General features: G+C 72.8%; 6 protein-coding genes and 1 pseudogene. All 7 read right to left on the bottom strand.

Features of this window, described 5'->3' with window-relative positions; all coding sequences use genetic code 11:
- A partial coding sequence (locus FFS23_RS19465; RefSeq protein ID WP_137899905.1) for an outer membrane protein occupies positions 1-685 on the bottom strand: 685 nt, incomplete at its 3' end.
- A 114-nt stretch (positions 686-799) separates the two neighbouring features.
- On the bottom strand, positions 800-1,303 hold the full coding sequence (locus tag FFS23_RS19460; protein WP_137899904.1) for a DUF2793 domain-containing protein: 504 nt from the start codon (positions 1,301-1,303) through the stop codon (positions 800-802).
- Positions 1,300-3,465 (bottom strand): phage tail protein, encoded by a 2,166-nt coding sequence (locus tag FFS23_RS19455; RefSeq protein ID WP_137899903.1) that lies wholly within the window; start codon positions 3,463-3,465, stop codon positions 1,300-1,302. Before FFS23_RS19455 ends, FFS23_RS19460 begins: the two co-directional genes overlap by 4 nt.
- Positions 3,465-3,860, bottom strand: coding sequence for a peptidoglycan endopeptidase (locus FFS23_RS19450; RefSeq protein ID WP_137899902.1), 396 nt, complete (start codon positions 3,858-3,860; stop codon positions 3,465-3,467). The genes FFS23_RS19455 and FFS23_RS19450 overlap by 1 nt, the downstream gene beginning before the upstream one ends.
- Complete coding sequence (locus FFS23_RS19445; protein WP_137899901.1) at positions 3,853-4,650, bottom strand: phage/gene transfer agent baseplate hub protein; 798 nt, start codon at positions 4,648-4,650, stop codon at positions 3,853-3,855. Before FFS23_RS19445 ends, FFS23_RS19450 begins: the two co-directional genes overlap by 8 nt.
- Entirely contained in the window at positions 4,647-6,914 is a 2,268-nt protein-coding gene (locus FFS23_RS19440) for a DUF2460 domain-containing protein (protein ID WP_137899900.1), read from the bottom strand. The genes FFS23_RS19445 and FFS23_RS19440 overlap by 4 nt, the downstream gene beginning before the upstream one ends.
- A gap of 236 nt (positions 6,915-7,150) precedes the next feature.
- Positions 7,151-7,504: pseudogene (locus FFS23_RS19435) on the bottom strand (tail tape measure protein); the annotation flags it as partial.

Here is a 7,504-nt window from a genome sequence, read left to right as displayed (position 1 = left end):
AACCGAAGTTGTACGTCACGCCACCGAGGATGCTGTGCGAACGGAAACGGCCGTCGAACTGACGGTTCGTCGCATCGACCAGCTTGACGTTGTCGGCGTTGAAGAAACGATACTTCAGCGTCGCGTCGATATGGTCGGTCAGCGGAGCGCGGACGCCGGCGAGACCCTGCCATGCGAACACGGTGTCGGAGTCGTCGACGAAGTTGCCGCGGTTGTTCAGGCCGTAGTTCGCCTTGACGCGAGCCACACCGACACCGCCGCCGACGAAGCCCTGAATGCCGTCGTCGTCGCCGAAGTCGAGCAGGCCGTTCAGCATGAAGCTGAGCGCCGAGGTCTTGCCACCGGCATAGTCATAGGTGCCCTGCGGAACCGAGACCAGCGCGCCGGTCGAGGTGTACGCCGGGGTGGTCAGCGTCGAGCTATAGCCGTCGACGGTCGCCGAACGGTAGCCGACTTCGGTTTCGACGCGGAACCCGCCGAAATCGTAGCCGATGACGCCATCGACGTCATAGCCGTAATTGTGGTCGACCGTAGCCGCCTTGGAGGTTGCACCGATGTCATAATCGATGTCTTCGACGATCATCGCGCCGCCTTCGACGCCAACGTACCACGACTTGTCGCGGGCGAGGGCGGGAGTGGCGAGCGCGGTGGATGCCAGTGCCAGTACGACGGCAAGCTTCCGCATAGGAGTCCCCTTTCTTGAGTGTCACTACGGACAGGGCAAACTCACTATCCGACGGTTGGTTTCCACGCAAGAATGCAAAAGGTCGGACCTGTTGCAAGGATGCCACACCCAATTTCATCCCGCGATCAGACCATGTTGGCGCAAAGCATTGAGAATCCCTGTCAAAGTTTTTCGCGCCACTGCGTCCACCACGGTGCCGCCATCGGGATCGGCGATCGCGCCGCCGCGCGGACCGACGACGGCGACGCCGCCGATGACGATCCGGCCGGCGACCACCTCGCCGTCGCGCCAGCGCCCGTCGCGATAGACGACCGGCTGCCCCGCGGCGGCGTTCCACACCGCGAAGCCCTCGGCGGGAACGACGAATCGCCAGCCGCCGCCGCTCCAGCCGGCCAGCGCATCGCCATGCCCGGCCCAGGCATCGGTCGGCGTTGTGCCGACGATCCAGCATTGCCCCGGCTGCGGCGCTTGCGGCGGCGTGTTGCCGCCGATGCCGATCACCGCCGGCTGCACCAGCATGTCGAGCCGGGTCAGCGCCTCGTTGTGCGTCAGTTCCTTGCCGGCCTGCCCCGCGGCGAGCAACGGCAGCGCCAGCCGCGCGCTCATCTGATCGGTCATCGTCCTGCTCCTTCCGGAAAGAGAATGCGTGTCGGCTGCGATGCGGCCAGCGCGCCCTGCTGGACGATCGCGATCGTCGTCCCCGCCGGCGGCCGCTCGCTTGCGGCGAGGCGCAGATACGGTGCCGCCGTCTCGATCACCCGCCGCATGCCGTCCGCGGTGGTGAGCGTCAGCCGATAGGCCTCCGCCTCTTCGACCAGCGGCGCGTCGACACCGTCGGACCAGATCCAGCCGCCACGGCTGCGCCGCGTCCAGCGGATCGCCAGCCCGCCATCGCCCAGCGTCTCGGTGACGGCATGGACCGGCGCGGGCGGCGCGACGGAGGCGCCGGTGATCGCCACCGCCGCCTCGGCCGGCGCATCGAGATCGCCTACCCCGCTGGCGAGCAGCCGCAGCCGTCGTCCGATCGCCGCCAGCGGCAGGTCGATCGTCGCGACCGCGTCCGGCTCGATCAGGGCGAACCGATCGCCGGCGGCCTGCGTGCCGATCGCCGCCTCGGTGCCGCGCAATCCGCGATACAGGCCGGTCAGCGCCCAGCGCCCGCCACCCAACGGCTCCGCCTTCGCGAACTGGATGAGCTCGTCGCCGAGCAGCGCGAGATTGCCGCCCCGCGCCAGGCTCGCCGCATCGGCGTCGCTCAGCGTCATGTCGTCTCGCCGCAGCGCCACCACCGGCCGGCTGCGCCGATCGACCAGCAGCGCCGACGCCGCCGTGGGCAGAGTCTCGATCCGGCCGATCGTCGCCGGCGCCGCGGTCGCGCCCGCCGCGGTCCAGCTCGCTCCGTCGTCGAGGCTGTAGAGCAGCGCCGCCTGCCGCCAGCCCGCCCCCTCGCCAGCCGCGATCACGCTCACCCGCGGCGCGCTCAGCGGCCGGTCGCCGAGTCCGGGCAGCTCCGCCGCGACCAGCCATGTCCGCCCTACCGTCCGGTCCGGTGCGGCCACCACCCGCCCGCTGCTCGCCCCGGTCACCACCGCCGGCGCACCGACCGGTACGAGGGTCAGCGTCGTCATCGTTCCCGATACGCTGCTGGCCGCCACCCGCCAGCGGTCCGGCTCGTCGGCAAGCGCAACGATCGCGCCCGGCGCGATGGCGAGCCCCTCGACGCCGAGCGCCACTTGCCGCCGCGTCCGCTCGATCTCGCCGCGCGCGACCAGCGCCGCCGCAATGCCCTTCGCGGTCGCCGCCTCGACCACCGCGGGCAGCTCGACCCGGTCGATCCGCTCGCCGGCCCCGGGCCGGCGGACGCGCTGCACGCCGATCTGATAGTCGCGCGCCGGATCGTGATGCGCCACCGCCACCTCGCGCGGCATGCTCGCCAATGCCGCCACCGTCCGCCGCCGCCGCGCCGTCTGCCCGCTCGCCGCCATGCCCGCATCCGCGATCCCCAGCGCCGCGCCGGTATCGCTCTGCCGCACCAGCCGCGCCCCCGCGGTCCGCCACCAGCCGCCATCGAGCATGGCGAGCGTATCGAGCACCCCGCGCACGCTTGCCCCCGACGCGGCGAAGCCGCCGAGCGGCAGTCCGCCGGCCGCCACCACCTCGGGCGCGAGCGCCGCGGCGATGTCGCCGCATCCCACCGCCGCAGCATCGGCGACCACCTCGAAGGTCAGCGAGGGGATGCGATTGCCGAAATCGGCGAGCTGCATCCCCTCGAACACCGCATAGCCGAGCCCGCGATAGGCGGGCGTCGTTCCCATCGCCGAGGCGATCAGCGGATCGACCGGCTGATCCTCGCCCCCCAGGTGGAGGCGGAATCCGGTGTGGCTCTTCCAGTCCCCCGCCGCGCCGCGCAGCAGCTTGCCCTCCGCCCAGATCCGCCGCACCGCCAGGATCGGCCGCGCCGACAGCGCCACCGCGAAGCTCGCGGCGTAACTGTAGCTGTTCGTCCCCGGCTGCCCCTTGCCGCCGCGCTGGCTGCTGCGCGTCTCGATCAGGTCGGTCGACCAGATCACCGTTCCGGCGACCCGCATCGTCCCGAACACCTTGGGCAGCGCCGTGCCATAGCTCGACGTCTGCACCGCCAATTCGGTCAGCCGCGGTCCCTCGCGCGCCGCGCCGCGGAACAGCCGCCCGTCGATCGCCTGCCCGACGATCGCCCCGACCGCACCGCCGATCGGCCCGCCGACCATCTGCCCGACCGTGCTCAGCACCAGCGTCGCCATCAGCCCCTCCCCTCGTACCGCCAGGCACCCAGTCGCAGCCAGTCCGGCACCCCGGGCCGCGCGACCACCCGCCGCAGGCCCGCATCGGCATGGACGATCCCGGCGCCCGTCCGCACCGCGCCATGGATCTGCCCCGGCCCGACGCGGAACAGCAGCACGTCGCCCGCGGCGCCGCCATCGCCCCGCGCCAGCACCGCATCCAACCGTGCGATTACCGCGGCGGGATCGCCGCCCCGCAAGGCATAGCCGCTCGGCACCTCGCCCACCCACCCGGCGCCGCGCAGCGCCGCCGCGATCACCCCGATACAGTCGAGCCCGCTCGCCACGTCGCGCCCGTGCAGCCGGAACGGAGCGCCGACCAGCGCCAACGCCGCCACCGCGACCCGCTCACCCACCGGGGTAGCGGGTCAGCAGGTCGACCCCCGGCAGATGCGGCTCGCCGCGGAAGTTCGCGGCATTGCCGAACCGCGCCGCGCAGGTGGCGAAGCTCTTGTCACACCCCTCGATCAGCTCGACCAGCGCCCCCGTCGCCACCGTGAAGGCCGGCGCGGCGCGCAGCGTCACGGTCGCCCCCGCCGACGCGTCGATCGCCTGCACCAGCCCGCCGTTCGCGCCGCCGAACCAGCGCAGCAAGCCGCCGGCATAGGCCCCCGCGACCGGCTCGGCGGCATCCAGCGTCACCATCCGGTCCGCCACCGCCGCCACGCGCGCGAACCGCCGCCGCCCCGCCATCGCCACGCGGCAGCGCCGGTCGCCCAGTTCGGCGCGACATTCCGCCGACGTCTCCTCGACCACCGGCCGGTCGAGCGAGGCGCTCGCCCCCGCCAGCTCAGCGGTGAAACCGTCCTCGCCCAGTTCGACCGCGCCGATCCGCCCCTCGCCCAGCTCGGCGACCAAGGCCCCCGTCTCCCAGTCGACCGCGAACACGCGCACCCGCGCCCCGTCCCAGCGCCCGGCGAGCAGGTCCGCCTCACCGATCGCCGCACTGGTCAGCGCGCCCCGTACGTCCATCGTATCGGCCTCCAGCCCCGCCGAGCGCTCGATCGCCGAAGGTGTCATCCCCGGCGCGGCGCGATGCACCAGTCCGTCGACGACGAGGTCGCGGTCGTGCGTGGTCAGCCCGATCGCCACGCCGTCGCGCCGCTCGATCCGCCAGCAGAAGGCGACGCATGACAGCGCGCTCATGGCCGCACCTCGATGAGCGGCACCGACACCGCCTCGCCGGCGAGGAAGGTCGCGCGGCTCACCCGCAACCGATCCTCGGCGAAGCGGACGACGACGTCGAAGGCGAAGCTCGCGCGCACCACCGCTCCCGCCGCCGGTGCGCTGTCGAGCAGCACGACGCCCCCCGCCTCGACGCCGAAGCCCTGCGTCGCGACGCCGTCCACCGCGACGCGCACGCTGCCCGCCACCGGTCGCACGATCCGTCGCGTCGCCGCATCATAATGTTTCACCAGCGCGAACCGCCGCCGCACGCCGTCGCCGCTGCCGAGCGGTTCGTCGGCACCGGCCGCATCGAACGGGTCGCGCAGCCGGAACGCGCGCGCCGGCCCCATCCGCGCACGGAAGAAGGCGAGCAGCGTCGCGATATCCGCCTCGCTGCGCACCCCCGGCCCGACATCGTAACTGGTGCGCGCCTCCGCCCAGCCGGCGTTCCGCTGCTCGGCGCCGCCCGCGGCGGTCAGGATCGTGGTCGCGAAGCCGGGGATCACCGCCGCCTCGCGCCCCAGTGCGATCGGGAACAGCACGTCGTCATAGTCCTGCACGTCATCCTCCCCCTCGAAATGGACGAAGCCGTCGCGCATCACCTGCGGCAGCGCCCACAGCACCACCGCCGCGACGCCGCGGGCCCGCGCCGCCAACGCCGCCGCCTCGATCCGCGGCCAATGCGCCGCCGCCTGGTCGCTGCGCAGCACGAAGCCGGCGAGATATTGCTGCCGTGCCGGCGGATAGCCGAGCCGTGCCTGCACCGCCGCGACGCCGCGCGCGGTCGACGCGGCGTCGCCCGCGGTGACCCAGTCGTAATCCTCGAGCTGCAGCACATCGAACGCCGGCGAGGCCCAGCCGAGCGGCAGATTGGCCCGCGCCAGCTCCGGCGCGGCAGCGTCGAGCACCGTCGGCAGATAGGTGAGCAGATGGCTGCGACACCCCGGAAACGCCGTCTTCACCGCATCGACCAGCGTCGCGGTCGAGCGGGCCAGCGCCGCGCCCGCGCGATCCAGCGTCGCCCGCTGGGCCTCGCTCAGCGCACCGCGGACCGAGGGGATCGCCACCGGCGCGAACGCCGCCACCGACGCCGCGTCGTAGAGGCACGGCCGCCCGTCCGCCATCGTCCACCACCACGGCTCGCCGACCTGGACCATCGGCGCCAGCCCCGCGCCGACGCCGATGCCGACGAACGCCGCCGCGACCTGCCGCAGATAGGCCATCGCCCCGTCGTGCGACGGCGACAACAGCGTCGAGGGCGGCTCCCACCCCGTCCGCGCCGGCGTGCCGTCGGCGGCACGCTGCTTCCAGTCGTTCCAGCAATGCGCGTCGAACAGCTCATAGCTCAGCGACCAGATGACGCCGTAGCCGAGCGCCCTGGCGCGGGCGGCGAAGTCGCGATGCCACGCCGTGCAGGCGGTGTTGAGCACGCCGCCGCGCAGGCTCGCGTAGAAGCCGCCGTCGAGCGCTTCGAGCCGGAAATAATGGCTCATCCCGACGTAATGCGTGATCGCGCCGCGATAGCCGAGCTGGAGCGCATTGCGCAGCAGCCGCGCCGGGGTGAGATTGTAGCTGTCGTCATAGCCGCTGGCGATCGCGAAGCCGTGTTCGGGCAGCACCGCATCGCCGATCGCCAGCACCGCGCCCGGCCCCTCGCAGACGACGCCGGTCAGTTCGACCCAGCCCTCGCACGCCGCCGGCAGGGCCGAGGTGCTGCCGTCGTAATCGGGCGCGACCAGCGACACGAACAGCCGGTCGACATCCCCGGCCCACACCGGCTGCGCGTCGTCGGGCAGCCGGAACCCGCCCGACAGATGCGCGAAATCGAGCGTGACGACCGCATCCTCCGGCGTGCCCACCGCATAATTCCACAGCCTGACGTACCAGGCCCGCGCCACCCCCGCGGCATCGCGTCCCTCGATCGTCAGCGTCGGCCCGTTGACCGCATCCAGCGCCTTAATCCCCGCCGAGCGCCAGCGGAACCGCAACCGGCAGCCGCGAAAATCGCGGTCGGTGTCATAGCGCAGCAACGGATGATCGAACCGGTCTTCCGCCTCCCAGATCAGCCCGGCGAGGTCGGCCCGCGTCTGGAAGACCGCATCGACCCGCATCGCATCTTCCGCGGGAGTAGTCACCGCCGCCATCATCGGCCGCGGGAAATTGACCGTCCAGAACCGCGGATCGAACCGCGACACGACCCCCTCCACCTGCTGCTCGCGCCGCGAGCACAGCCAATGCGCCATATTGGATCTCCATCGAATCGACGACGCGACCACGCCCCCGTTCGTCATCCCGGCGAACGCCGGGACCCATGGACCCGTGACGCCGACGGCAGTGCGCCACCGCGCCCGTCCCGCAACCATGGGTCCCGGCCGGCGCCGGGATGACGAAGGGGGGAAGCTGACGCGCCCGAACGACCGTCCTCTTCGCGTCTTCGCGTCTTCGCGTGAACACACTCCTCACGCCCCTGCCACCGCCCTCACCCCTCCAGCGCCGCGCGTACCGCCCGCGCGACCTGCCGGCTCGACCGTTCCATCGCCGCCGGCGCCTCCCCCGCCCCGGCCTGCACGTGGATCGTCACCCGCACGTCGCGCGCGCCCGCCGCCGGTGCCGCCTCGACCCGCCCGCTCGCGGTCGGCACGAACAGCTCCGGCCCGCGCTCGCCGACGACATAACCGCGCCCCGGCGCCACCGGCCCGCCGGTCGCGAGGCCGGGCAGTCCCAGCCCGAGCAACAGGTCGGACAAGGCGATCGGCACCCCGGTCCCGAAACAGCCCCCGCCGGATGTCGGCGAACCCTCGCGCGGCCCGCCGGCCCGCGCTCCCCCCAGCAC

The organism is Sphingomonas sp. 2SG (genome assembly GCF_005503285.1).
GTDB lineage: Bacteria > Pseudomonadota > Alphaproteobacteria > Sphingomonadales > Sphingomonadaceae > Sphingomonas > Sphingomonas taxi.
The sequence above is the reverse complement of the archived record's forward strand: the minus strand, read 5'-3'. Positions and strand labels throughout refer to the sequence as shown.